Genomic DNA, 1,610 nt, shown 5'->3' on the forward strand with positions numbered 1-1,610 from the left:
TTCATTCAATCATTCCTCTTTCATGATCGTCGCTCTATTTGACAATTTTTCTCCTTCCTTTACAAAAAAGCACTACCTACTCTTTGACTTCTACAGCTATTTTACGTCGGCTACTTAACAGCTAAACATCTTGGCTTTGCATCAACCGCTGCTTCAAACGCGCCGGATCTCCCCGATCGACCACTTCGCCCTTTTCCAACAAAAAAGCCCCATCACAGTAATTCAACTCATCCAAACGGTGAGTCACCCACAAAGCCGTAATCCCGCGATTTTTCACCAACCGCTGTACCGCCGCCACCAAATCCAACTGAGAATCAGGATCTAACAAAGCCGTCGGTTCGTCCAACAGCAGAATTTCGCAGTGACGGGCGATCGCCCCAGCAAGGGCAATTCGCTGCTTTTGACCCCCACTCAAAGCATAAATCGGCCGCCGCTGCAAATCCAGCAAATTCACAGCCTCCAAAGCCTCCGCCACCCTCGCCCGCACCTGAATGTTAGAAAGCTTTTCCTCCACCAGACCAAAAGCCACATCCGCACCCACCGTCGGCATGACCAATTGGTGGTCGGGATTTTGGAACACAAAACCCACCCGCCCACTCAGGTCAATTTCCCCCGACTGGGGGTGCAGCAGCCCAGCCATCAGCCTCAGCAGCGTAGATTTGCCGCTGCCGTTAGTGCCCAAAAGCATCCAAAATTCGCCCTTGGGTACATCCAGAGAGCAACCTTGCAACACTCGATCGCCCGACGGCCAGCAAAAACCCAAATCCCGCACAGCAACGGCTGGCTGACTCATATCGGCACCAACACCCCCAGCCCTCATTCTGCTGTCATCGAGACAAAACCAGGGGATCTGCCTGTAGATGACGCCCCCGATTTCTGAGAAACCACCACCCCAGAAATCTCGCTGCTGAGTACAGCCACCTTTTTCTCAGGATTTTTCTCGCAGGTGAGTTCCAAAATTTGCGGTTGGGAGTTGCGAATAGCCGCCAGTACCTGCTGGTAAACAGTCTCAGCGTCCTCCTCCAACTTCCGCTGCACCGACAGCGAGACGGGCGTATTTTTCACAATGATGTCAATGCTGAACATATAGTCTTAAAAACCTAAGTTTGGAGCTCTATCCTCAGTATATATATAGGACTTACCCACGGAAACCCAGTTTCTTAGAAAAATAAGAGGTTGAGGGCGATATATCTACCAAGCCACCGGGCTTCTGACGCAAAGCCCAGAGACTCCTCTACAGTAGAAGTTCCCAAATGCAGGGCAAAGACTTCGGGGGCTTCAAGGGCTTCGGGGACTTCGGGGACTTCGGACAAGTCAAGATCCAGAAGTTTTTTAATAAAAACTTGCTCTTGTAAAGAATTACCTCTATAATCGTCAATACGGTAAAGAAAAGTAAACTCTCTTCATAATCCCACTCGTTTTCTGCTAAGCAGAGGCAACGGTTGGAGATTGATGATCTAGAGACCGATTCGCTGTAATTATATCTATTTGGAGATTTGCGTAAATGACAATCGCAGTCGGACGCGCCCAGAACGAAAGAGGCATCTTTGATGTACTCGACGACTGGCTCAAACGCGATCGCTTCGTCTTCGTAGGCTGGTCTGGCATCC

At 49.9% G+C, this 1,610-nt stretch carries 3 protein-coding genes; all 3 read right to left on the reverse strand.

Translation table 11 applies throughout. From position 1 onward, the window contains the following. Positions 1–121 precede the first annotated feature (121 nt). Complete coding sequence (locus tag QUA99_RS32740) at positions 122–820, reverse strand: ABC transporter ATP-binding protein (protein WP_333381772.1); 699 nt, start codon at positions 818–820, stop codon at positions 122–124. After that, positions 817–1,086: a hypothetical protein gene (locus QUA99_RS32745; RefSeq protein WP_190663726.1), complete on the reverse strand. Its 270-nt coding sequence runs from the start codon at positions 1,084–1,086 to the stop codon at positions 817–819. Before QUA99_RS32745 ends, QUA99_RS32740 begins: the two co-directional genes overlap by 4 nt. A 74-nt stretch (positions 1,087–1,160) precedes the next feature. After that, positions 1,161–1,313, reverse strand: coding sequence for a hypothetical protein (locus tag QUA99_RS32750; RefSeq protein WP_333245786.1), 153 nt, complete (start codon positions 1,311–1,313; stop codon positions 1,161–1,163). Positions 1,314–1,610 lie beyond the last annotated feature (297 nt).

The sequence above is a fragment of the Microcoleus sp. F10-B2 genome, assembly GCF_036704965.1.
In the GTDB taxonomy this organism is placed as follows: Bacteria; Cyanobacteriota; Cyanobacteriia; order Cyanobacteriales; family Microcoleaceae; genus Microcoleus.

Bases quoted from the DNA above. Each gene is read 5' to 3' on its own strand.
- QUA99_RS32740 (WP_333381772.1), bottom strand. From the start codon at position 820: ATGAGGGCTGGGGGTGTTGGTGCCGATATGAGTCAGCCAGCCGTTGCT.
- QUA99_RS32745 (WP_190663726.1), bottom strand. From the start codon at position 1,086: ATGTTCAGCATTGACATCATTGTGAAAAATACGCCCGTCTCGCTGTCG.